Genomic DNA, 22,861 nt, shown 5'->3' with positions numbered 1-22,861 from the left:
TGGGTAAAGGGCCGTTTTCTGATGAAATAGGATTGCCATACAGATACCAAGAATGAAATGTCAGATAATAGTAATACTACTTCGGCTGGCACTACACCTTTAAATACTGCAAGTTACTCTCTTTATCCGGCACGACGGCGGGGTAAGCATAAAATCTTTATTGGCATGGCTCCTGGGGTAGGCAAAACCTACCGGATGTTGGAAGAGGGACACGCACTCAAACAGCAAGGAATTGATGTTGTCATTGGGCTTTTGGAAACCCACGGACGCAAGGAGACAGCCCAAAAGGCAGAGGGACTGGAAATTATAGCCCGCAAGCAATATCCTCGGGGTGAGTTGACACTAACGGACATGGATACAGATGCTATTTTAAAGCGATCGCCCCAATTAGTCTTAATCGATGAACTTGCCCATACCAATGTCCCTGATTCTCCACGCGAAAAACGCTACGAAGATGTAGAAGTAGTTTTGGCAGCAGGTATTGATGTCTACTCCACAATGAATGTGCAACATTTAGAAAGTCTCAATGACTTAGTAGCCCGAATTACTGGCGTGGTAGTCCGTGAGCGTGTTCCTGACAGAATTCTGGATGAAGCAGATGAAGTTGTGTTAGTAGATGTCACACCGGAAACCCTGCAAGAACGGTTATTAGAAGGGAAGATTTACGCACCGCAAAAAATCCAACAATCCCTGGATAACTTTTTCCAACGTCGTAACCTGATTGCTTTGCGGGAGTTGGCTTTGCGGGAAGTAGCAGACAACGTGGAAGAAAATGCGATTGCGCTTCGCGCATGCTTCGCGAACGCTACTACCCCCAACGGGCAATTTTGTAATATTCACGAGCGGGTTTTGGTATGTGTATCCACGTATCCCAACTCAGTGCAACTGTTACGCCGGGGTGCGAGGCTGGCTAACTATATGAACGCGCCGCTTTATACCTTGTTTGTGGCTGATTCTGAGCGTTTCCTTACTAAAGAGGAAAGCTTACATATCCACACTTGTGAGAAACTTTGTAAAGAATTTGAAGGTACTTTTCTTCGTGTTACCAACAATAATGTAGCTAATGCGATCGCCCAAGTCGCCGAGAAATATCGGATTACCCAAATTGTAATTGGAGAGAGTCACCGATCGCGCTGGCAAATGCTCCTCAAAGGATCTTTGACGCAAAAATTGGTGCGCTTGCTCAAAAATATAGATTTGCATATCATTGCCAGCGAAAAAATGGTTTCACCCAAATAGGGATCAAATTTTTACAAAAACCTTAGAAGTAAAGCTTCCATGCAAACCATAGGGGATATGATGCTTGAGATGTAGCCGAGCAATTACTCCTTTATGGAAATCACTGGCATCTAAAATCACCACATCTGAGCGGTTATGGGTAGCATCATAAACCAAAGCTAATACCCAACCATCATCTTCCTTTTCAGAATCTGGGCGCGGCACAAAAATCGGTTCACCTACAAAACCACGGGGTGCAGCACTCCAAAATTGTCTTTCTCCAGACTCTAAATCAATTTTCAGCAATGCTTGTAAGGGAGCATTACCAGTCTCTGCATGAGCCGCACCTATATATAGATATCGATAAGGGCGTCCCACATTCGCCGGATGTATGTTGGCAAATTCACAACAACGGCCATCAATCAATTCCCGCCGGACTGTCCCATTCTTTAGATTCAGATAAAATCGCCAAAGTTGCCCAGGTGAAAGTGCCTCAAAATCAACTTGTCGAAAATCGCTTTCGGGTTCTACTTCTGGGAAAGATTGGTAGCAAATGGAGTCAATCAAAACTTCGTCTCCTACCTCAAAAGCATTAATGTGGTGGAAGACGAAACCCGACTGAGTTTCCAGAATTTTTATCTTTTCTTGCCCTTTTTTCGGGAAGCGGGGAATAATTAGAATTTGAGTTGGCTGATTTGGCTGAAATTTGATACATTCTACCGCCGCACGTATTCCCAAAGCGAAAGGTATGGGATTGAAGCTGACAGGATTTTGAAAGAAGATGCAGTAATTAGGAGTAATGACAAAATCGTGGATGAAACAAAAACCTGGAACACTATGAGCGTGGTGTCTGACAATTTTACCTGCTGAGTTTAGCTCGAAAATAGTAATTGTGGTAGATAATCCCGGCTTAATCGAGAAATTTACCAGACAAGGTGCGCCCCCATCTTGTTCGCAATTATTTTTCAAGCGGGGATGTGCAGCGAAAGCTTCATCGGCTGACAAAACACCATTAAAATATTCATTGCCCAAGGTTTTAAGAGTATAAGGATCAAGGCGATATGCTTCACCCCCTTCCCACAGCGCTAGTAGTTTCCCACCCCAATAAATAACATTTGTATTAGCGATATTTTTGAGTTTGAAGTCAAAGATATTAGCTAGCCAACCGCCGGCTTTTTGAGTACCAAAAGCACCGCGATAGAGAATTTTTCCGGCTTTTTGCTCTGCCAAATAGCCAGTTGTGTGGACAAAGCGGTTACGGAAATGAGCGCGACCACTGGTAAAGGTAATTTTGCTAATCATCCCATCCCCATCAAATGGGTGATGAAGAGGTTGCCCATTCACATCCAGCAAACCAGGGCCATTTCTAAACAGCGTACCTTGTAACTCTCTGGGAATTTGTCCTTCTATATCATCAATCCAATAATCAAACTCTTGGGTGAGAGATTGATATCCTCCTTGCCAGTCTGCACGAGTGTAGGATTTTTCTGTAACTGGGCTTTCTTGACTTTTAAAACTTTGCATGGACTTTAATTTTTATTGTTACTTTGCACGAGAATATATAGCCACTAAAAAGAATTTATTTGCGACTTTACTACGCCAGTGCGTGAGATTTATTACACTATTCTACTATTTCCGACTCTGGTTCTCTCAGTATCAACTCAGACATCAAATCTGGCAAAAACGGTTTTTCCCCATCTTTGGGTGTCTCAGTTTGATCTTCAGCAGCAGGTAGCCAGTTGATAAATGGTAGGGGTAATAGCGTGCTGAGGTTAGTAATTAACACCAACAACCAAAGTGACTCAAAGTTCGTTGCGGTGATCCCCAGCCAATACGTGATTAATGCCCCAAATGCCCGAGAAACCGTTCCAGCAGAATTAAACACCGACATTAACAAGGCAAATAATGTCGCTTCCACACCAGAGGGACAAAGCCTTGCTGCTAGAACCATCACTTGCATAAAGGCAATTTGACCCATCACAGAAAGAACAACACTATCACCCAAACTAAACCAGTGGTCATCTATACCCAACAGCCTGTTTGTGTGAGTCACTAACAACAGCATCGTCATCCCTAAAATTGACGAAAGGACGGTACTCCATGCAAAAATCACGCGAAAAGGGATGCTTTTGAGGAAACGTTGAAAAATCCAAACACCAGCTAGAGAAGCGAAACTTGTTACCAAGTGTACCCGCCCCAAAAATTCTGGTTCAAAGTGTAATTCGTTGGTGGAAAAGTAGAAAAAGGCTGAGTCAGCACTTGGCGTAGCTTGCCAGACGAAGATAAACGCCGTTGGTAGCCAAATTGTTTTTTGGGTAATGGCTTGGCGTAGCTGCTTCAGTTGATGTTTGATTGGTAAAGAGTTGGTGTGATCATTATCTTGAGAATCTTTGCTAACGGGGGACTCAGCAATTAACCAAGCTACCCCTGAAACGATGAGAGGAAACAAGGCGGTAATTCCAAAGACAGTTCGGGTAGTAAAGTATTGCAGCAGCAGACCGCTAAAGTATGCTGTTATCAAACCTCCGATCGCAGAAGCACCCCAGCACACAGATTGTAGTGAACCAGCTTTCGCTTGCGATTCGCCTCTGACTCGTTCAACAACCAGTGAGTCAACTATGACATCACTCATGGCGACAGAGAGAGAACTAAGAGCGATCGCTAACGTAGCTGCCCAGGTAGTATGAACTATTGTGGCCAGACTTACCCAGGAAGCAGTTCCCAGTATCCCGGATAAAATCAAGTAAGGACGCCTACGATAGCCAAATATAGGCAAGCCATCAGAGATAAAACCAAACACTGGCTTGATCATCCAAGGTAGCAAGACAATTCCGAATAGCGCCGACACCTGGACTGGACTCAGCAGCAGTTCATCTTTGAGGAAAAAGCTAACGGCTAAACGCGATAGCCCTAAAATTCCTTGGACAAAGTAAACGGTGAGAATTGCAATTAACTCCGCATTGGGTTCATTACCCAAGAAGATTTTTTGTGTTAATGAGTCTTTAACTTTGGACAAGCCAGATGATTGAAGCACCATTCGATAAATATTTTTTAAATTTTATCTACTTTTCTATCATATCGGTATCTTAAGACCTGGGCTTTATGATCAGTTCTTAAGCCTCTAAACTGGGTAATGCCGACATCTCCAAGCTAAAGCAGGAACTAATCCAGGCATTGTCTAACTTTCTCCAAGTGTTGTAAAGCGGCTGATGATAAAATAAATGACAAAAAAATTAAGGCGAACTTACCTAAGTAAGCTCGCCCTAGCTTGTATTTAATGTTAACTTTTCACTGGAACTTTTGAAATCCTGCTTATGGCACACTACGCCAACATGAAGTCTGGAAGTAGAGTATAGAGAAAATCAGGCAAATCTTACTGAGCTAGAATTAGTATCTTTTAAGAAATTGCTTTCCACTTTGCAACTTCTCGTCATTACGCTTGCAGAGAAACTTGATGATCCAACGCCGGAACGTCCAAGACTTAGACCAGCACCGCATAAGTCCAGCATCTCTGTAACACTTTTCCCAAAAACGACTGCGGTTAGTACACTAATTGTAAAGACAAACGGCGTAAAGACTGGAACAAAAAAACGGTGCTATTAACGTTGCGAGTCACATTCCCTTAATTATTAAAAGTGCAGAAGACCCTTAATGTGAGCCAGAAATCGTCTTGTTTGCAAATTGCAACAGTTATGACAATTGCAAAACTGACTTTTTATTGACTCGACGAGTCAGAACTGAAGTAGCACCCACCAAACCAATTACAAGAACTCCTAATACAGAAGAAGACTCAGGAACTGCTGCTGTAACGACATTACCAGTGATACTCTTGTAGCTAGTGGCGACTGTGTGATTATCTGATTCAAAACCAGTTCCGCCAACATTGGTGAATTGAACCTGATCAAAAGTTCCGCCAACTTCGTAGAAGTTGATGAACGCAAAGGGTTCTCCAGAATCCTGATTTTGGAATGTCGAATTAGGATTACCGTAGTAGCTGGCTTTATTTGGTAGCTTTCCGATATAACTAACGACATCAGCGGTGGTCAGACTTTGTACAACCTTACCCTGTGAAAGAAATGTAAGTACGTTATTACTATCTCCCGCAGACCACCAAAGTCCAAAGTAACTTTGTGGGGTTGTCAAATTTAAGGTAGAAACCGTTTGACCATTACCTGATCTACTGGTATCTACATCAAAATATTTGCCTGTTCCACCAGCACCACCATATTGATCTGCATTCACGATCAGAGTCTTCTGATAACTACCAATATTTGTTGTTCCCTCATTCCATTGAAAGCCTGTTGCACTGTAACCTTGTGTTTGTGCATCAAAATTTTGTATATGAGCATTAACAAGATTTGATAATTGTGCATTTTGCACGCCTGGGTTTTCTATTGATACCGTAAAAGACGCAGCCATTACAGGACGAGTAACAGTAGCTAAGGACAAAACAACACCAGAAGCGATCGCGGACTTAATTAAAAGACTTTTCATTGTCCAATCCTTTTCGTTTTTTTAATCTTTCGTGTTCATAGCCTCATTGTGCGATGTGCCTCAAAATTCCAACATCAGAAGGATTACTACTTTTTCTATTTGATTATACTTAGATAAAAATGTAAGCTTTTAGATATTATTTAGAGGAAAATCACTGATGTTATGTTCTATGATGCCTATCACTTTATGTAAAAAGCGTGAAGTTATCAGTGCAAAATCGTAAAGAAGCTTTATTTATAAGACGTACTATTTTGTGATTTGCAGGCAGTTTATATTTTTATGGTTCTAGATCAAGAAGGTATGAGGCATTGGACTATACCAATCCTTTGAAAACCTGTGTTTATCCCTTGGCTGAATAGTTTTTCAATTTCATGATCAAGATTACTTGGTTATTCTTTAAGGTAATTAGATAATCTAGATAATGCTAGAGTGATTAACTTCCCAATCTCTTTGTGACAACTGATTGCATCAATTTTCACAATATATATTTAGATAGTTTTAATACCTTTAATAACTCTGGAATTGTTGTAATTGGAAACGTAATTATTTTTTCTGCTTCAAGGGAATCCCACGTTCTTTGACAGGTAGCCGTCGGCTGCCTCTAACTCCTTTTCTCACAATTCGTCTTTTTCCGTCAACTATGGCACCTTAGTTTTTTTTGACATGGGTAGTAACATGAATTAAACTATTTCTTGCAATTAATAAAAGAATCTTTATCAATGCATCCGACTGAAGAAGCTGCTGTCCCTACTCGCGTTATAGGTTTAATTAGTGGCACATCCGTAGATGGCATAGACACTGTGTTGGTAGAGATTTCCGGTACAGAATTAGATATCAAAATTGAGTTGCTAGCTGAAGCAACATATCCTTATCCCGCCGAACTCAGAGAAAGAATATTGGCAGTTGGTGCAGGCGTTGCCATCTCAATGGCAGAATTGGCAGAAATAGATGATGCGATCGCTCAAGTCTTTGCCCAAGCTGCCCAAAATATTCAAATTGGTCATCAGCCAGCCACTCTCATTGGCTCCCACGGTCAGACGGTTTTTCATCGACCACCTGGGGGAGCAGGGGAACATACTTTGACTACGCTCAGTAACCAGGGGAGCAGGGGAGCAAGGGAAGCAGGGGAGCAGGGGAGGAGAGAAATCTTAATTTCTGACTTAGCAGGGGCTAAACAACAGCTATCCGCTAACAGCACTCCCTTGGGTTACAGCCTGCAACTAGGGCGCGGTGCATTAATTGCCAATCTTACAGGCATTACAACTGTGAGCAACTTCCGTGTTGCTGATATCGCTATTGGTGGTCATGGTGCGCCTCTCGTGCCCAGAGTAGATGCCTATTTGCTCAGTCATCCTGAAGAAGGGCGTTGTATTCAAAACATTGGTGGTATTGGTAATGTTGCTTATATTCCGCCTCAGCATGGCGACTGGCTCTCAAAAATTCGCGCTTGGGATACTGGTCCAGGAAATAGTCTGTTGGATCTGGGGGTGGAGCATTTAAGCGCTGGTGCTAAAACTTACGATGAAGATGGCAATTGGGCAGCGAGTGGTACTCCTTGTCATCCGTTGGTAGAACAATGGCTCAACCAAGACTATTTTCATCTGCCGCCACCCAAATCTACTGGTCGAGAGTTATTTGGTGTGGCTTACCTACATCAGTGTTTAAAAGATGCCCAAGCATACCAACTCAATGCTGCCGACGTACTGGCAACTCTCACAGAACTTACAGCTGCTTCAATTGTTCAGAGTTACCGCACTTTTTTACCGGAAATGCCACAACGGGTACTATTATGTGGCGGTGGTAGTCGCAACCTCTATTTGAAACAAAGATTACAGTTATTGTTGACATCAATACCAGTCTGGACTACAGATGAAGTCGGTTTGAGTGCAGATTATAAAGAAGCGATTGCCTTTGCGGTTTTAGCCTACTGGCGAAATTTGGGTATTCCTGGCAACCTACCTACTGCCACTGGGGCACCTCAAGAAGTGCTTTTGGGAGAAATTTACAAAGGTCAGTCCTGAGTCCTGAGACAGGAACAATAAATAAGATAAAAAAATTTCTTCATTCATTCAGCACTCACAACTCAACACTGCTATAACTGTAGTCTTGGCGACACTCGATCAAGGCAGGGAATATAGAATGTGGCTCATACTTTTTTATTGGAACCAGGACGCTGGGCAATGCAAGGAAATTGGCTGGAACGTAATGGTATGCCAATCAGCGTCAAGGGTATGACCTTGGTAGCTTGGAATCGAGATAACTGGTTCACTATGGCTACAAAGCTGATATTCCCAGGTAGCGATCGCTCCGAAATCTCTCTGCAATACAAGGGACGGCTGCATGATGGAGAGCGTCAGTATACTTTTTTACTACAACATAATATTTTGGGGCAGGTTGAAGGTGAAGGCTGGATTGGTCTAGATACTATTTGCAGCGTTACTGGGTACTAGGCGATCGTCAGCGTCGTAGTGGCTTTGAAACCCTTCACCGGATTTCGGAAGATACATATTACCTCAGTAGTGGCATCTTGGCTGGTCATTTTTTGACTAACACAATGGAAGCTAGCCTAGAGCGTCAGTCAACTTAAGCGCTGTATGTTTAGGCTGGAAGCCGACTGCTCAAAGAACTCTGGCAACGTTCAATGTCTCATATCTGACCTTAAGGAGTCATCGTTTATTTTCATCAACCTACTGAGTTGTATACTAAAAAAGTAGTTATCAAATTATCGTCAGGATTTTAGCATTTTTACCGAACCGTGTAGTCTGGAGTTGAGTTTCGTGAATCCTAAAGTATCTGTCATTATCCCTGCTTATAATACTGAAGCTTATATTGCCAAGGCAATAGAGTCAGCCTTAGAGCAAACGCTCACTGATATTGAAGTTATCGTGGTCGATGATGGTTCAAGTGATAAAACTGTAGAAGTCCTTAAAAGTTTTACTGACCAACGTCTCAAAGTAATAGTTAATCAACAAAACCTTGGGGTTTCTGCTGCGCGTAATCGTGCCCTCAGAGCAGCCCAAGGAGAATGGATTGCTGTTCTTGATTCAGATGACTGGTATGCTCCCGAAAGATTAGAAAAGCTTGTCTTGCTGGCAGAGGAAACAAATGCAGACATGATTGCTGACGATCCTTATTTAATCAAAGATGGTGCTACATCTCCTTGGAGTACATTGATTCAAGAAAGTGGAGAACATATAGATAAAATTCTCCAAATTGATCTCATTTATTTTGTGGAAACTGATATCTATGGAAAAGCAGGATTGCGTCTTGGTTTAAGCAAGCCTATATTCAAACGAGAATTTCTGGTTAAGCACGGCATTGAGTACGATGAAACCGTCAGCATAGCTGAGGACTTTTGGCTTGATCTGAAATGCTTAATCAATGGTGCTCGCTTTTTTATTGTGCCAGAACCCTATTATTTCTACCGCTCACGCCCTATTTCTCTTGTACGTCAAAGCATATTGTTACGTCTAAATCAATACTTAAGTGCTACTAATTCTTTCATGCAACAAGAAGTTGTGAAAAAAAATCCAGCTTTAATGCGTGCTCTGTCTTATAATCTTGCAGTTTATCAGAAAAATCTAGCTTACTTTCAAGTTGTAGTGCCTATAAAGCAAGGAAAATGGTTAACAGCATTAAGAAAAATGGGAGAAAACCCGTACTTTTTTCCTGATTTTCTTTCCCGATTTAACACTATTATCGAACGTCGAATTCAATACTATGTAAGGGGTAATAAATCAGTTTATGACATGTCTTATAACGTAAATAAAAAACGAAAAGCTACCAATTAGTATTATTACAGTTTTATCAAGAAATAATACATCCTTAGAGGATGGTTTAAAAGGGTCTTTTCCTCTCCTAGTTAGGATAGCAAAGTATCTCAGTATATAGCTAAAACCTTGATTTATCGTCAAAGTTAACCCAAGTGAGAATAGCAAAATTATACCTATTGGGACTTTTAAAACATTCTCTTACATAGTCAGAATCAGCCTTAAGGTTAAAAACTTGGTCAGGCAATAAGTATTTGTGATTATCCCTACTTACAAAACAAAGGCAGATGACAGTCTTACTGAAGGTAGGAGGAAAGTACTAATCAAGCAAAACTTTAGTTGTGGATCATTGCTCACTAAAATAACAGTTATAAATCCTAATAGACCAAAGCATTGTTTACAAGACATCAGGGCTTGGATCTGATATAAATCTGCCCAGCAGGGCTTCATATCATCCCCTCAGGCTTTATTTATATTCAAAACTCCGCACTCATTACTCAGTTATCAGAACTCTCTGGTGAGTGTGGTGCTCCCTAATTAAGCTTTTTGGCAGATACTATAGTTATCAATTGAGTCAAAATTGGGCAAACTAAAATTACACTACAATGAAAGTGCAAAATGGTACAAAGCGTAATTATAAGTAGGTAGGCACGAGTCAACCTAACTATGTAACAAAATGTAAAACCGTCAAAATCCTTGTGATTGCAACTCTTGGAGACGCTATGCGTAGCTTGCTTCTCCGTAGGAGTACGTTGCACTCCGTTTAAGTAGCAATGACATACTTATAAATTTCCCCCCCACCTATTTAAATCTACCCTTTCTGCTTGTTTGATCTGGCATGTTGCACTAGTTGTAATAACCGTCTCGATTGCAAACTGCCAGTTCATGGTTTCAATGTTCTAAAAAAGGACTGAAAAAAGCTAGTACAGCACCGCGTAAATAGACCAACGATTGGAAATAGCCCAAAAGTCTAGCCTATAAGCTTTTTGACTTTTGACTTCCATTTCTGCTTTGTGGTACGAGCTTAGAAAGTCATTTCTGGGCGCAATAATTCAAATCTCAGTTTGAATGCACTTTTCCTCCCAAATACTTACAACCTGCTTTTGGATTCAAATTCTCTATGTCAGACCCCAACATTGGTCGCTTACTCAGCAAACGCTACCAACTCCAGGAGTTAATCGGTACTGGAGCAATGGGTCGAGTTTATCGTGCTAAAGATACTTTGTTGGGAGGTGTACCTGTTGCAGTTAAGTTTCTGGCGCTATCAATCCAAAATGAAAAGATGCGATTGCAAGACCGCTTTGAGCGAGAAGCAAAAACCTGTGCTTTACTAGGGCAAAAAAGCATCCACATTGTCAGAGTCATGGACTATGGCGTAGACGACAATAATACCCCGTTCTACGTCATGGAATACCTACAAGGACAAAGCCTGAACAGTATTATTCGCAAGCAACGACTGCCTTTACCAAGATTCTTGAGTATGGCGCGTCAACTCAGCCTGGGGTTGCAGTGCGCTCATGATGGCATCCCAGTTGAGGGTACTATTTGCCCAATTATCCATCGGGATGTCAAGCCAAGCAATATACTGGTGATTCAAGATGCCAGTTTCGGAGAATTGGTCAAAGTTCTAGATTTTGGGATTGCAAAGTTATTACAGTCAGATGGCGACCATACAAAATTCTATTTGGGGACATTGGCTTATTCTTCTCCCGAACAGATGGAGGGTAAAGAATTAGACAACCGTGCTGATATTTATAGTTTAGGAATTATGATGTTTGAGATGCTCACAGGCAAAATGCCACTGTTAGTCCCATCTCATTCTTTTGGAGCATGGTATAAAACACATCACTATCAAAAACCACGTTCTTTTGCTGAGGTTGCGCCTGGATTAGAACTACCAAAAGAAATCGAAAATTTGGTTATGAGCTGTCTAGCTAAAGTAGCACGCGATCGCCCCCAAAGTATCACTGAAATCCTAAAAGTTTTAGCGTTTCTAGAAAAGCCTGAGCATACACGCGAAATTAAGCAAGATCATCTGCTAGTTCCTACTACTATAGTCAGCACTGAGCTTGAACAAAAGACAAAAGCCGATTTGCAGGTATCCTGGTCAAACGATGAAATCGCTCGTGCCATTTCCTGGCCTCAAAATAAACCAATTGCCGATATTGTCTTTCCCCAGCCCATTCATACCAATGGAGAGATTTTACCAGCCCTGTGGGTGATGCTACCGCAAGAAGAAATTCAAAAGCGCTTAGTGTGTACCCGCTATAACCAATTTCTGTTCATCTCTATTCCCCATCCGATGCTGCTATGGATTACTGTCATCTACAACCACAAACATAGTGCTAAATGGTTCCCTTATTACCTTGATCTCAAAACCAGCCTTGGTCAAGAAATTGCTCGATTACTACAGCACACAGGTTATTACCGCCTGTTATTCTTTGCACGAGAAACACCAAATAGCTGTACCCATATCTTACTTTCTAGCGTCGCTTCTGCCCAGCGCCAACGACTGCAAGAGTGGGTCGCTATGAGCAATACAATGATGTCCTCTGCCGACCCGCAAATTAGTAAAAGCTTACTCAAAAGCGAGTACGAAAAGATTAAGCCTCAAATTCTGGCAAAACTGGAAAGTATTGATACAGATTCTGCATACGACTTTTCCAGCTAGGAATAATTTCTTAATGTTACATCTTTATAGATGGAACTAAGGGTGCTCACTCACCGAATGTAAACTTTTATAAAGAAAATATATATAAAGATGTAAGTTCTAGTTATATGTATAAGGAGTGAAAACACTAGTTGCCAAATCACGGCTTTCTAAATTCTCTGTCAATCTTCCTGTATACATCATTCTGGGGAATTGTAAATTTACGCAAGTTAATCAGCACACTAGACCAACTAAAAAGAAGTCTGGCTCAAGCAAACAGTAGATTTGTCCTAGAAAATAAAAGTAAGTCTAGACTCTAGCAGATGTGTCCTAGAAAAGTTTACTCATTGTTAATTTTTTGAATTGGATTTTTATCCAAGCTTTGCACAAATTAGTTATCGAAGTTGACGCCCCGACATCCCCAGCTCTTTTCCTCCTTGGAACCAAGCAAGAGAAGGAGGTCGCCCACTGCGACAGTAGAACGACTCTATGCCATAGTGGAACCGGAATCTAAGCCCCACTGGTGCTTAAGAAGTTCTTGATAAGTTGCCTCGCGCACTACCATTTGCTCATAAAGCTTTACCAAAAAGTCTTTGGCTTGCTCATGGCTCATATTTTGCACTTGAGTAGAAAATGAGCAGATGCTGAATTGCTGTTCCAAGGATAGTTTCATTGGTTGATTCATAAGTTGACTCCGAAAAAACAAGGCGTAAAGATGATATCGCTCACAGAAGTCCAAATTGGATAATATTTGGACTTATAACTGTCCAACATTTGTTCCTCCGTATTAAGAAAGATAACAATTGTTTGACACATTGCCCACATCCTAAATGTGGACTTTTTCTGATCTGATATCTTGCACCTAATCCTACTGATATACCACCCAAGTCAGCCGAGCCATATTCCAGAAAATAGGCTGCGTTTGAACTCAGATAAATATAACTACCTCCCCGACTCCTAATTGCTTTGCATAACTCTCGTTTGCAAAGAAGTTCAGATGTTATCCTTAACCCTCAATAGTTTTCCTTAAACAGAAAAACTAAGATGCTTTCTCCCCAATATGAAGGAAGCTTTGGAGGGTAGGGATTTTAAGAAGGTTGGGGAATGAATGGTAATAAGCATGAATTATAATTGCTCTACCTTATTACGTGCAAGATGTCAATTTACCAAATTATGTAAATTCAGCCTCCTTAAATCACTTTGGAGGCTAAAAATATTTGTATCAAATTGTAAAAAGGAAAAATGCTCACGTTGAACAAATTGCTGAGTATATCTACCAAATAGGAGTCAGGAGTAAAAACTCATAACTTTGCAAATTCGGGATTTTAGATTTTAGATTTTTCCTTTAATCCCTGACGCAAGGGTAGCCCAGCGTCTCGTAGAGAGCATCTGACTCGCTAACGAGCGAACGCGAACAGCGTCTCACGCCACTTGACGCCAGTCCGCTCAAGTCGCCAGACCCTTTCGGCAGTTCCTCCTGGGGGAAACCCCCAAGACCGGACTGCCTCACCACACGGCTGGCTCCTCTACTTGGGGAAACCCCTCTGAGCGAGTGGCTCCCCTTCTCACATTGCCAGAGGCTAGCGCCTGCCGTAGTATGCCCGAACGTCAGAGCGTCTTTTTTAGGAGAAGGGCTGTAAGCACAATACTCGCTAACACCAGTCGCTTCTCCCAAGGGGAGACGCGCAAGGGACAAGTCGGGAAACCCGCTGTTAGCACCTGACTCACCGCCCTGCTTCACCAAAATTCAAAATCTAACATTGAATGACTCATAACTTTTTAGTCAAGTGAGACGATGACAACTGTTATGTTATCGTGCCCTCCATGCTCCTTAGCAGCCTCAACTAGAGAAATGGCGACCTTATCAAGCCAAGGACTGTTTTGGAGGCAGCTAGCAATCTTCTGTTCAACAAGTTCTTCGGTGAGACCATCACTACATAACAGCAAGCGATCGCCAGCTTTCACATCCAGTGGTTGCACATCAATCTGATGCAAGTCTTCACGCCCTAAACAGCGCGATAATACATGACGAAAAGGATGTAATCGTGCTTCATCTAAGGTGATGTCACCTATTTTGATTGCCCGTGCTACCCAAGTGTGGTCTTCTGTTATCTGTTCTAATTGCGACTCTCGGAAGCGATATAGCCGCGAATCACCAACATGAGCGCACCAAGGCGACTCTGGGGAGCGAAAAATTACCGCTACAACCGTTGTACCCATGTCGCCGCGTTCAGGATGATTTTGCTGATCCTGCAAAATCGCTTCATTGGCACCCCACAAAGCTTGCTCTAGCAATTCTTGAGAAGATTTAGAAGATTGCCAATTTGCCAGCAAATACGCCTGAATTTCTTTAGTGGCAATCCGACTTGCTTCCTCACCTCCGGCATGACCACCCATACCATCGGCAACAACGAAAAACCGTCCCTCTGGGTCGATATGGTAATTATCCTGATTATTAGAACGAATAAGTCCCGGATCGGTAAAACCCGTGAAATTAAGTTTCATAAATTTTTTGCAACAATTAATACATCCGATCGTAACGGTCTAGGCGTAAAAGTAGTCGGATCAGGATCACTGAAAGCCCTGCTGCAATTAAACCAGGCACTAGTGCCCACCATACATAATTAGTAACCACTAAAATCGTAGCTGAAAGTGTGAAACCACTGATTAACAGAGCATAGCTTATTGAAAGCTGAATACTGCTCTGCCGCCGCAACAGCCGTTCAGTTTCTATAGACCGAACGCGCAAGCGCATGTCTCCCCGTTCTAGCTTTTCTAGCGTATCCTCTAACCTACGTGGTAAACCCAACGCAGTACTACTTACCTGAGCTGCTTGGCGACTTAATTCGTTAAGAAAGCTATTCCCCTCAGAACCATTCATATCGGTTATAAGCTGCATTGCATATGGTTGGGCAACTTCCATAAAGTTAAACTCTGGATCTAAACCTTTGCCTACCCCTTCTAAGGTAGAAAAGGCTCGCATCACAAAAGTGAAGGTTGCTGGAAATCTAAATGGCTGATTATAAGCTATTTCGTAAAGGTCGTCGCTGATTGCCGCGACCGATTGATTTTCAAAGGGCTTATCCATGAAATGATCCAGCATGTACTGGACGGAACGCCGCACTGGGCCCATGTCATCCGTTGGGGCGATCGCGCCTAAATTTATCAGAGACTGAACAACGCGATCGCCATCTTTTTGGGCAATACCAAAAAGTGTTTCCATCAATCCTTGGCGGATGTTGGATTTAATCCGCCCCATCATGCCGAAATCGTAGAATATCAAAGCACCACTTGCACTAATGGCAATATTGCCTGGGTGGGGGTCAGCGTGGAAAAAGCCACTATTGAGTAACTGTAGTAAGTAAGCTTGAGCACCTTGACGAGCGATCGCTTTTCGATCCAAACCCGCTGCTTCTAAAGCTTCATACTGGCTAATTTTAATTCCAGGAAGATATTCCAAAGTCAGCACTCTGGAAGTAGCGTAACGCCAGTATATTCTTGGGACATTCACCCAATCGTAGCCGCGAAAGTTCCGGCGAAAAGTATCGGCGTTACGACCTTCGTTAAGATAATCAATTTCTTCCCAAAGAATGCGGCAACACTCTTCATAAATACCCAACCAATCTCGCCCCCGTCCCCATTTGGGATGGTTTTGAAAGTAGCGGGTAATTCCCTTGAGAATTTGTAAATCTATTTCAAATAACTTCTTTAGTCCAGGACGTTGCACCTTGACAACAACCGATTCCCCAGTATGCAGTACAGCTTTGTGTACTTGTCCCAAGCTAGCAGCAGCTAACGGAATAGGTTCAAAATTATGGAATAGTTCAGGAATTTTCTTGCCTAGTTCTTTCTCAATCGTCGCTTCTACTTGTTCATAGCTAAATGCCGGTACTTTGTCTTGTAACTTGGCTAGTTCTTCTACATATTCACCAGGGAATATATCAGCACGCGTAGAAAACAGTTGCCCAACTTTGATAAAGGTTGGCCCTAAATCTAGCAGGGTATTGCGAATCCAGACTGCTTGGGTTTTGCGTCTTGCAGCTTGCTTTGCCTCAGTCACACCACCTGGATAACTCCAAGATTTGTTGTATAGCCAAAGTTTGAACAATAAGGTCAAGACAAAAGACCAAATGTCCACAAAACGCCGTCTGCTAGAGTATTTTTCCCGATTCCAACGGTATGCTTTATCTGAATAACCTTGTTCCATATGCTGTGTGTACCGTTGGTTTGCAACCGAATCACTTAGAAGAAAAGACACTCTGATTCCTAAACTGTTTTTGATCAAGTGCCATTTGTGTTTTGTCCTTTGTCATTTGTGCATAATTTTTGGCCTAATGACTAATGACCAATGACCAACGACTAAATTTATGCAGAAGTTCGGCGATAATGTTGCAATTCTGTTCGTAACAGGGCAATTTCTGCTCGTAATTCATCAATATCTGCTTGCAAGTCACCTGAATCAGAATTAGCTTGCCCACTACCTGTGGTAGGTTGACCAGCATTAGCAACTTCTGCTGACCGATTTGCCCGCTCTAGGACTTCTTCTGTAAACTGGCGCAACTGCTCTCTAGCTTCCGCATCAAATTTGCCCAGATCACTCAAAGCATCGGTCAAGGCGACCTCTAAACGCTCATTAACTACTTCAGCTACTGCTCTGCCTACGAAAAAGGCTTGTACAAGGGGGTTACTCATAAATTTTTGTTACGTTGATCCGCAAGAGAATTATAACTTGCCTGTATGCTTTACGGCTTCTGCTGAGGAGTTAGAGATTTATGTGATGTGAGGCGCGACTTCAGCCCTGGCGATCGCTTTTTCTATTTCCCCATGTCCATTTTTCCTTACAAATAGTTAAATAACTATTGTAAAAAATATTGATTAATTGATGATGTGTCCCTGATAGTTTAAATGTATTTCCGTATTACAAAAACAAGACTGAACGACTGGAAGTCGCGGCTACACAGACTCTGGTCCGCCTGCGCGGACTAAATCTTCAGCTAGGGTCAGCAGACTTTGTACCCTACAGGAAGCAAGCTATGGGTAGCCGGGATTTTAATCGTCTGCTGCAAGATGTGAACATACCATATTTGTTGCCCTTGAACTATGAATAGCTATCCAGATTTCAGCAAACACGGCTATCAAGTTTTGCGAGAATTGGGACGTAATCGGGAAGGAGGAAGGATTACTTGGCTAGCATCAAAAGTTGATACACGGGAACAGATGGTAATAAAGCAGTTTTGCTTTGCTCAAGCTGGTTCGAGTTGGTCTGGATTTGAGGCTCATCAACGAGAAATTAGAGTGCTACAAGGACTTGCTCATCCTGGTATTCCCCGCTACATAAATTCTTTTGCTACGTCTGATGGCTTTTGTTTGGTGCAAGAATATATCAACGCCCAATCTTTGGCAGAACTCCTCGGTAAGTTTGAAATAGAGGAAGTTAAGCAAACTGCTGTCAAAGCCTTAGAAATTCTTGGATACCTGCAAAATCTCAATCCTCCGGTAATTCATCGGGATATCAAACCGGAAAACATTTTGGTAGATAAAGAACTCAATTTTTTTGGCTTACAATGCTGCCTTTGATTGCAAGTTGTGTTATAGGTGCTGTTGTGGGTTTTCTTGTGGGTTCTTATGACGTTGGTAATGTTGTATGTACTAGTATTCTTGTAGGTTCAATTATAAGTATACCCTTAGCTTTTGTAATATATTCTTTCAAAGAGCTTTTAGCTAGGGCTATAGATTTAACTAAAGACTCATTTACAACTGTACTAATACTACTAATATTAGGATTTGGAGCTAGTGTAGGAACTGGGATAATAGCGGGCTTTCTAAATCCATTTATTTTCTTAGCACTAACAGTAACCAGTTTACCTGCATTTTCCATGCTGCTTTATTCACCCCTAAAAAGACGTAGGTTGATTACTAAATATCGCCAGTCTGAGAAATCTTTAATCAAACCGTAATGAAACAGATTCCCAACTTATTTGATAGTTCGGGTATCTTGTTTTGTTTGTAAGGAAGATAAAATCGCACTCTATTTTTTTCTACCTAACTTAAGAATGCGATCGCCTTTTTTGGAAAGCGTTAATGTAATGCGGTAAGCGATAGCTATGCTGTCAGGCTTATCGCTAACTGCAACACTGCTATAGGACTCATATTTGATTGCGTGAAAAAAACTCAGTACACCTTTATTCCTTCTTCCCAGTCCCCAGTCCCCATTCCCTAGTAAAGAGTCTCTACGAGTAATTCAGGAATCAAATCGGATTGCTATAAAATAAATCCATAACTACTTGATCCGCATCCATTCTATGACCATAGCTCAAGAATTAGAATCTCAACAAGGCACCTGCAAAGATGTTATATTTCCCCCTGGTGATTTATTTAGTGATGAACCTCCCTTAGAAACAGAACTGCATCTACGACAAATAATCCTACTTTTAACATGTCTGGAATGGTTGTGGCGAGATAGAAATGATTTCTATGCGGCGGGAAATCTGACTATCTACTACAGTCCACACCAACGCAAATCAGAATACTTCCGAGGGCCAGACTTTTTTGTAGTGCTGGGAACTGAACGTAAAACCCGTAAAAGTTGGGTAGTGTGGGAAGAAAATGGCAAATATCCGAATGTAATTCTAGAAATTTTGTCTGACTCAACAGCTAATACTGATAAAAGTTTAAAAAAATAAATTTATCAAGATACTTTCCGCACGTTGGATTATTTTTGGTTCGACCCTTACACACAAGAATTTGCAGGATTTCATTTAGTAGATGGAGAATATCAACCTCTACAAGCAAGTGAACAAGGATATTTGTGGAGTCAGCAACTAGGATTATATTTGGGAGTTTATCAGGGATTATTGCGGTTTTTTACACGAGATGGTCAACTAGTACCAACACCTGAAGAAACGGCAGAACAGGCAGAACAAAAGGCAGAACAAGCAGAACAAAAGACAGAACGTTTGGCAGCAAAACTGCGCGAGTTAAATATCGATCCGGATACAATTTAGATTACTTTGATCGCTTATAAGATTCTATGCGATCGCCTCACTAATTCATTTAGGATAGTGTTGTGCTAAAAACTCCTCAGCCTCAGTCCTATCTTTAATCACACCATCCAAGGTAGCAGCAACTACATCATCTAATATTTGCCGATACTGCGGCCCTGGTTTGTAACCCAGTTTTTTTAAATCATTGCCATTCAATAGTGGCTGCACATTAGCCAAAACAGTTAAATATTCCCAAATCTGATGTCTAAGCGATCGCGGACTTGGCAAAGCAATTAAAATCAGCATTGGTAAGTCGTACTGTCGCAACAACTGCACTACTTGACTGGGACTTTGACACTTAGGCAAAGATTCCATTACCTCAGTTTGGGCAGAAGCTAAGTTTTGCAAGCGTTTAATGCTATCCTCTTGGAGTTGCAGATTTTTTGCTACTTTCGCCCGATATTGTGATGTTAGGTGGACGATTAATGTTTCTAAGCGCATTTCCCAATGAATGAGGGTTTGTTCAGCATCAAATCGCCGTAAACAGCGTTCTAGCAAACGTAATTGTCGCAGGAGTTCTGCGTCTAGCTTCAGGGTAAGATGGATACATTGCAATGCCCCTAAGTTATCGAGTAACTGCAAAGCCGATTTCCAGTAGGGGGCTTCTAGGATGTGTTTTAATTCTGTTTTCAGTCTAGTTTGCAGGGCTGGAGTTCTGCTATTCTCTTGAGCAGTGCGATCGTAAACGCCACTGTTGATCGCATAGCGGATAAACTCTTCAGTTTGCGGTTCTATCTGAAATCCAAAGCGCACCGCAAAGCGCACACCACGATAAATGCGGGTGGGGTCTTCGATAAAACTGTTGGCATGTAAAACCCGAATTTGCTTGGCTTCTAAATCCAGTAAACCGCCAAAGAAGTCAAGTAATTCACCTGAACGAGGGGTAGTAAGCCGCAAGGCGATCGCATTGATGGTAAAATCTCGACGATACAAGTCTTGACGAATAGAACTCGCCTCAACTTCTGGATTCGCTGCTGGGTAAGGATAAAATTCTGTCCTAGCCGTAGCAATATCTACCCATAGAGAATCTAATTCTGGGTCTTTGTGCCACAACAAAGCAGCAGTTTGAAAAGCCCCGTGGATTTCTAAGCGAGCCGCAGGGTAAAGTTGTTGGAGTGCTTTTGCTAGTTCTACACCAGCACCAACATCTGCTGATTTGTGAAAGCCATCAACTACGAGGTCAATATCTTTAATCATCAAGCTGCCTGCTGCGTCAGCTAACAGCAAGTCCCGCACCGCACCTCCGACAAGATAAAGATGCCAACCCCGTTTTTCTGCTTCTTGCGATGCTGTGGAGAGTAATTGCCATAACTGAGGAGCAAGTTTATTTTGCAATTGAGGGAGATTAATATTACTTTTCCCCCTCTTTGCCTTTCCCCCTCCTCCGTCTTCATCCCTTTGCTGATGTAATTCCCGCAAAACATCAGTACGAGTGACGATACCAACTAACTGCCCATTTTCCAATACTGGTAAGCGTCCGATATCGTAGGTCACCATCACTGACTCAATTTGTGGCAATGTCGTATCTGGTGTAATCGTTTTGAGATTCGTAGTCATGTAACCCTTGACTGGTGCATGACTAAATCCGTGATGCAAGGCGATATCGATATCCCGCCGCGAAATAATACCTACCAGTTGCCCTTGAGCATCGACTACAGATAAACCAGACTGTCCATAGCGTAATAAAATGCGCTGTGCTTCGGCAATTGTAGTTTCAGGCAGAATAGTGCGGACAGGAGAGGACATCAAATCCCTAGCGGTGGGGGGATGGGGAATTTGCGCTTTTACCCTGTCTAGGAGTTGTTTTAATATTGCCTGCGAATCGACCCCCCTTAGATTTAGCGATGCGGCTTGTGAATGACCACCGCCACCTAGAGGTTGGAATAATAGGTTAAGATTCGTTTTGGGAATTTGCGATCGCCCAATTACTGTTAAGCGGGAATCACTTTCACTCAAAGGATATTCATTGGCTAGTAGTATGGCATCAATTTCGGTTAATTCCACGAGTTCTGAAGCCAGACTGGATAGCCCCGGCACAAAACCATCTGTTTTCAGAGTTACCCAAGCAACCGTATATCCATGTAGACAGAGATATTCTAAATTTTCCAGCGATTCAGTTAATAGCTGCTGCAATTGCAAAGACAAGCCAGGGTCACGGTAGGTAGAAATTACTGATAAACTGGCATCTTGTTGCATCAACCAAGCCAAAGCCAAGGCATCCCGTGGTGTGGATTGGTCAAAGGTTAAGGAGCCAGTGTCAACATGGATACCCAAAGCCATCACAGTTGCTTCGGTAGGAGTTAGAGAAATTTGCTGTTGTTGCAATAGCTCCACAATTAAAGTTGTCGTGGCTCCTACTGAGGAAATATGCGATCGCCTGGCGGGAATATCTGATTCTTGTCCTAAGTGATGGTCATAAACTATAATCTCTGTTACATGCGGTAAATCTAACCACTCAGCAGCTTTACCCAAGCGATCGCGCTGTTGCGTATCCACCACAGTCAGAGAACGAATTTTTTCTGGATTCACCGAACGGCGTTCAATCAGCGAATATTCATCCCGATGCAATGCTAAAAAATCCCGTACAGTAGGGTCAGAACCGCCACTCAGGACAATCTTACTTCCCGGCACTAGCCGCGTTAACCCTACTGCTGCTCCTAGTGCGTCAAAATCTGCTGTAGTGTGGCAAAGAATTAAATCCATAGTTAAGAGTCATTAGTCATTGGTCATCGGTACTTAGACAAAGGACAAAGGACAAAGGACTAAAATGTTGCAATTTTTGCTAACTTAACAACAAGAAAAAAGTGTCAGTGTCGCCCTTTAGCTAAAATGAGCAGAAGCCTCACCCTTTACCCCTCAGAGTCAGCACCCTAATTGTCAAATATTCTGAAATAGATGATCACGGCGTTGTATGATTTAATTGGTTACTCGCCGTCACAGTCGTTGATATACCTCGCTTACTGCTCTCTGGGAAACCTACGTGAGGCAGCGCGGTCTTCTCCCATTCGTGAGATGCTAGCGCCTGCCGTAGGATGCCCGTTCGCCGCAAGGCGTCCCGTTAGGGAAGGGCTGTAGGGGGTTTCCACGCCACTTGACGGCAGTTGCTTCAAGTCGGGAAACCGCAAGGGCGCACTGCCTCCTTTATGCCGGGGAACCCGTCCACCGCAGTGGCTCCCCATGAGTGACTGCACCAAGCCGAAGGGTCAAAGGTTGGACAACGGGAAACGAGTAGACTTCCTTTCAAAGAATGCAAATTTACCATTGGTTGACACATCAGTGCAAAAGTCATAAACAATTCATCCTGTGTCGTAAAATTTGTGGGTTACGAAAGGAAGAAAAAATCAAACTGTTGGCCGTGGGGCATCAAAGGGACATAAAACCAGAGCTTTTGGAAATGTCCTATGCAATAGCAGGAGTCATACTCGTTGCCTACACTGTACAGCTTACTGTTAGTGTAGGACATATCACTATTTCGCTGTATTGGGAGAAGCAAAAATGACCATAATATTCCAGTTTGCCTTGATAGGTCTAGTCGTGTTGTCTTTTGTCCTGGTTGTGGGCGTCCCCGTTGCTTACGCCACTCCCCAAAATTGGGTTGAATCTAAAAAACTGCTCTGGCTTGGTTCTGGCGTCTGGATTGGTTTGGTATTTTTAGTTGGTTTGTTAAACTTTTTTGTCGTGTAGGC

General features: G+C 42.4%; 17 protein-coding genes and 2 pseudogenes. 8 read left to right on the top strand and 11 right to left on the bottom strand.

Annotated features, from left to right (window positions below; genetic code table 11):
* Positions 1–57: 57 nt before the first annotated feature.
* On the top strand, positions 58–1,239 hold the full coding sequence (locus V7K40_RS21110) for a universal stress protein (RefSeq protein WP_334963096.1): 1,182 nt from the start codon (positions 58–60) through the stop codon (positions 1,237–1,239).
* A gap of 3 nt (positions 1,240–1,242) precedes the next feature.
* On the opposite strand, the gene V7K40_RS21105 is transcribed toward V7K40_RS21110, so the two are convergent.
* The 3 genes from V7K40_RS21105 to V7K40_RS21095 all read right to left on the bottom strand — a co-directional run bounded on the left by V7K40_RS21105 (position 1,243) and on the right by V7K40_RS21095 (position 5,712).
* Positions 1,243–2,742 carry a carotenoid oxygenase family protein gene (locus tag V7K40_RS21105; protein WP_334963094.1) on the bottom strand — a complete coding sequence of 500 codons (1,500 nt, stop codon included), beginning with the start codon at positions 2,740–2,742 and terminating at the stop codon, positions 1,243–1,245.
* A 97-nt stretch (positions 2,743–2,839) separates the two neighbouring features.
* Entirely contained in the window at positions 2,840–4,255 is a 1,416-nt protein-coding gene (locus V7K40_RS21100) for a folate/biopterin family MFS transporter (protein WP_334963092.1), read from the bottom strand.
* 653 nt (positions 4,256–4,908) lie between these two features.
* A complete protein-coding gene (locus tag V7K40_RS21095; RefSeq protein ID WP_334963090.1) occupies positions 4,909–5,712 on the bottom strand; it encodes a hypothetical protein in 804 nt (267 codons plus the stop codon).
* A 719-nt stretch (positions 5,713–6,431) separates the two neighbouring features.
* On the opposite strand from V7K40_RS21095, the gene V7K40_RS21090 reads away from it, so the two are divergent.
* From V7K40_RS21090 to V7K40_RS21075, 4 genes and pseudogenes are all read left to right on the top strand, one after another.
* On the top strand, positions 6,432–7,733 hold the full coding sequence (locus V7K40_RS21090) for an anhydro-N-acetylmuramic acid kinase (RefSeq protein WP_334963089.1): 1,302 nt from the start codon (positions 6,432–6,434) through the stop codon (positions 7,731–7,733).
* A gap of 120 nt (positions 7,734–7,853) precedes the next feature.
* A pseudogene (locus V7K40_RS21085) lies at positions 7,854–8,299 on the top strand (hypothetical protein).
* A gap of 190 nt (positions 8,300–8,489) precedes the next feature.
* On the top strand, positions 8,490–9,503 hold the full coding sequence (locus V7K40_RS21080; RefSeq protein ID WP_334963087.1) for a glycosyltransferase family 2 protein: 1,014 nt from the start codon (positions 8,490–8,492) through the stop codon (positions 9,501–9,503).
* Between the two features lie 1,099 nt (positions 9,504–10,602).
* Positions 10,603–12,153, top strand: coding sequence for a serine/threonine-protein kinase (locus tag V7K40_RS21075; protein ID WP_334963085.1), 1,551 nt, complete (start codon positions 10,603–10,605; stop codon positions 12,151–12,153).
* Between the two features lie 466 nt (positions 12,154–12,619).
* Here the strand turns inward: V7K40_RS21075 and V7K40_RS21070 are convergent, their stop codons facing one another.
* From V7K40_RS21070 to V7K40_RS21050, 5 genes are all read right to left on the bottom strand, one after another.
* Positions 12,620–12,817, bottom strand: coding sequence for an NblA/ycf18 family protein (locus tag V7K40_RS21070; RefSeq protein ID WP_094348015.1), 198 nt, complete (start codon positions 12,815–12,817; stop codon positions 12,620–12,622).
* A 660-nt stretch (positions 12,818–13,477) separates the two neighbouring features.
* Positions 13,478–13,876 carry a hypothetical protein gene (locus tag V7K40_RS21065; RefSeq protein ID WP_334963083.1) on the bottom strand — a complete coding sequence of 133 codons (399 nt, stop codon included), beginning with the start codon at positions 13,874–13,876 and terminating at the stop codon, positions 13,478–13,480.
* Between the two features lie 35 nt (positions 13,877–13,911).
* Complete coding sequence (locus V7K40_RS21060) at positions 13,912–14,637, bottom strand: Stp1/IreP family PP2C-type Ser/Thr phosphatase (protein ID WP_334963081.1); 726 nt, start codon at positions 14,635–14,637, stop codon at positions 13,912–13,914.
* Between the two features lie 16 nt (positions 14,638–14,653).
* The gene (locus tag V7K40_RS21055; RefSeq protein WP_334963480.1) at positions 14,654–16,339 is read right to left on the bottom strand and encodes an AarF/ABC1/UbiB kinase family protein; all 1,686 of its coding nucleotides are present in this window, start codon (positions 16,337–16,339) and stop codon (positions 14,654–14,656) included.
* Positions 16,340–16,497: 158 nt separating this feature from the next.
* Entirely contained in the window at positions 16,498–16,824 is a 327-nt protein-coding gene (locus V7K40_RS21050) for a DUF6825 family protein (protein WP_273762648.1), read from the bottom strand.
* 408 nt (positions 16,825–17,232) lie between these two features.
* Here V7K40_RS21050 and V7K40_RS21045 point away from each other — a divergent pair, with 408 nt between their 5' ends.
* On the top strand, positions 17,233–17,709 hold the full coding sequence (locus V7K40_RS21045) for a protein kinase family protein (RefSeq protein ID WP_334963080.1): 477 nt from the start codon (positions 17,233–17,235) through the stop codon (positions 17,707–17,709).
* 46 nt (positions 17,710–17,755) lie between these two features.
* Here V7K40_RS21045 and V7K40_RS21040 read toward each other — a convergent pair whose 3' ends face one another.
* Entirely contained in the window at positions 17,756–18,010 is a 255-nt protein-coding gene (locus V7K40_RS21040; protein WP_334963079.1) for a hypothetical protein, read from the bottom strand.
* Between the two features lie 424 nt (positions 18,011–18,434).
* Here V7K40_RS21040 and V7K40_RS21035 point away from each other — a divergent pair.
* A pseudogene (locus tag V7K40_RS21035) lies at positions 18,435–19,136 on the top strand (Uma2 family endonuclease).
* A 45-nt stretch (positions 19,137–19,181) separates the two neighbouring features.
* Here V7K40_RS21035 and V7K40_RS21030 read toward each other — a convergent pair.
* Positions 19,182–21,878, bottom strand: a complete 2,697-nt coding sequence (locus V7K40_RS21030) for a CBS domain-containing protein (RefSeq protein ID WP_334963077.1) — start codon at positions 21,876–21,878, stop codon at positions 19,182–19,184.
* 254 nt (positions 21,879–22,132) lie between these two features.
* A complete protein-coding gene (locus tag V7K40_RS21025; protein ID WP_334963075.1) occupies positions 22,133–22,354 on the bottom strand; it encodes a hypothetical protein in 222 nt (73 codons plus the stop codon).
* A gap of 316 nt (positions 22,355–22,670) precedes the next feature.
* Between V7K40_RS21025 and psbZ the strand changes: the two genes are divergently transcribed.
* Entirely contained in the window at positions 22,671–22,859 is a 189-nt protein-coding gene (gene psbZ / locus V7K40_RS21020) for a photosystem II reaction center protein PsbZ (RefSeq protein WP_298905268.1), read from the top strand.
* Positions 22,860–22,861: the final 2 nt, after the last annotated feature.

Source organism: Nostoc sp., assembly GCF_036917195.1.
Classification (GTDB): domain Bacteria; phylum Cyanobacteriota; class Cyanobacteriia; order Cyanobacteriales; family Nostocaceae; genus Nostoc.
This window is presented reverse-complemented; position numbering and strand designations above follow the sequence as displayed.

Bases quoted from the DNA above. Each gene is read 5' to 3' on its own strand.
- V7K40_RS21025 (WP_334963075.1), bottom strand. From the start codon at position 22,354: ATGGGGAGCCACTGCGGTGGACGGGTTCCCCGGCATAAAGGAGGCAGT.
- V7K40_RS21045 (WP_334963080.1), top strand. From the start codon at position 17,233: ATGAATAGCTATCCAGATTTCAGCAAACACGGCTATCAAGTTTTGCGA.
- V7K40_RS21075 (WP_334963085.1), top strand. From the start codon at position 10,603: ATGTCAGACCCCAACATTGGTCGCTTACTCAGCAAACGCTACCAACTC.
- V7K40_RS21090 (WP_334963089.1), top strand. From the start codon at position 6,432: ATGCATCCGACTGAAGAAGCTGCTGTCCCTACTCGCGTTATAGGTTTA.
- V7K40_RS21060 (WP_334963081.1), bottom strand. From the start codon at position 14,637: ATGAAACTTAATTTCACGGGTTTTACCGATCCGGGACTTATTCGTTCT.
- V7K40_RS21110 (WP_334963096.1), top strand. From the start codon at position 58: ATGTCAGATAATAGTAATACTACTTCGGCTGGCACTACACCTTTAAAT.
- psbZ (WP_298905268.1), top strand. From the start codon at position 22,671: ATGACCATAATATTCCAGTTTGCCTTGATAGGTCTAGTCGTGTTGTCT.
- V7K40_RS21055 (WP_334963480.1), bottom strand. From the start codon at position 16,339: ATGGAACAAGGTTATTCAGATAAAGCATACCGTTGGAATCGGGAAAAA.
- V7K40_RS21105 (WP_334963094.1), bottom strand. From the start codon at position 2,742: ATGCAAAGTTTTAAAAGTCAAGAAAGCCCAGTTACAGAAAAATCCTAC.
- V7K40_RS21070 (WP_094348015.1), bottom strand. From the start codon at position 12,817: ATGAATCAACCAATGAAACTATCCTTGGAACAGCAATTCAGCATCTGC.
- V7K40_RS21050 (WP_273762648.1), bottom strand. From the start codon at position 16,824: ATGAGTAACCCCCTTGTACAAGCCTTTTTCGTAGGCAGAGCAGTAGCT.
- V7K40_RS21030 (WP_334963077.1), bottom strand. From the start codon at position 21,878: ATGGATTTAATTCTTTGCCACACTACAGCAGATTTTGACGCACTAGGA.
- V7K40_RS21095 (WP_334963090.1), bottom strand. From the start codon at position 5,712: ATGAAAAGTCTTTTAATTAAGTCCGCGATCGCTTCTGGTGTTGTTTTG.
- V7K40_RS21040 (WP_334963079.1), bottom strand. From the start codon at position 18,010: ATGGAAAATGCAGGTAAACTGGTTACTGTTAGTGCTAAGAAAATAAAT.
- V7K40_RS21100 (WP_334963092.1), bottom strand. From the start codon at position 4,255: ATGGTGCTTCAATCATCTGGCTTGTCCAAAGTTAAAGACTCATTAACA.